Source organism: Microcystis sp. LE19-195.1E (assembly GCF_027532095.1).
GTDB classification, from domain to species: domain Bacteria; phylum Cyanobacteriota; class Cyanobacteriia; order Cyanobacteriales; family Microcystaceae; genus Microcystis; species Microcystis aeruginosa.
In genome coordinates, this window is record NZ_JAPZSZ010000191.1 from 1 (window position 1) to 1005 (window position 1005).

A 1005-nucleotide genomic window follows, 5' to 3' on the forward strand; every position below is an offset into this window, starting at 1 on the left:
TTTCCAAACGAGTCAGACGGTGCAAACCATAACCCAACTCTCCCAAAACATCAAATAAATCGCAAGCTTCCAACTCATCTAGTGTCCTAATTATACTTGCCGATCGCCCCCCATCGGGCAGTATTTGTAATAACTTCCCCCGCTCCTCCGGCTGAACCCAAATTGAACGAAATAAGGTCAAATTAGTCACCTGATTAACCAAGGATTCCGCCAGCCTCTCTCGATACTCCTCCACCGTTATCGGCTTCGTTTCTCCGCCTACCGTCGTCAGAATATAGCAAGTAGCTCCTCTACATGTAATCATTAATGTCTCTTCAAGATGATTAAATTCATCGTAAAAACCAATGACTCCATTCGCACCATATACAGGATACCCTTCTTTTTTTAATGCTGATATTGGAATAGTTTTCCACTGCTTTGGTTTACAGACATCGACTAAAGCTACTTCTGTCCAACTCATCCCAACATCTCCTTTAACGCGTGTAAAACCTGATCAATCTTATTTTCAAACATAAATCAAACATCCTTTCGGTTGACTAAAACGGTGGGTTACGACGGATTGTTAGATTGACTTTAACGCCTAGATTGTTGCCGTCTAACCCACCCTACCAATGCACTCACCCCCCTCCAATGCGTAGGGTGGGTTAGCGATAGCGTAACCCACCACTCTCTTGGAATCACCCAATAAAAATAACATTCCTATCCTAATCAGATATTATACCATTCAACAAGCTTGGAGAAAGAAGCTGGGAGAAAGCGGGTTTCTTAACAAAATCTGAGCCTTAATTTAGCTATTTACTAGAAACCCGCTTTCTGTTCTATTTAGAAACCCCTAAGCGGCAAACAATCTTATCTTAGTTTCCTGAGGGTTTACCTACTAACTTTAACGCCGACAAACCCCCAGCCTTAGTCACTTCCGGCACTTGAAAAATGAGCTTATTTTCTAATCCTTCCGTCCCCGACTTACCAAACTGAGAAGCGATCGCCCTCACTGTCGCCGCCGTT

At 43.2% G+C, this 1005-nt stretch carries 1 protein-coding gene; it reads right to left on the reverse strand.

The window, feature by feature from the left end; translation table 11 throughout:
• On the reverse strand, positions 1-460 hold a 460-nt coding region (locus tag O9300_RS10880; protein WP_287971651.1), incomplete at its 3' end, for a restriction endonuclease subunit S domain-containing protein.
• Positions 461-1005 lie beyond the last annotated feature (545 nt).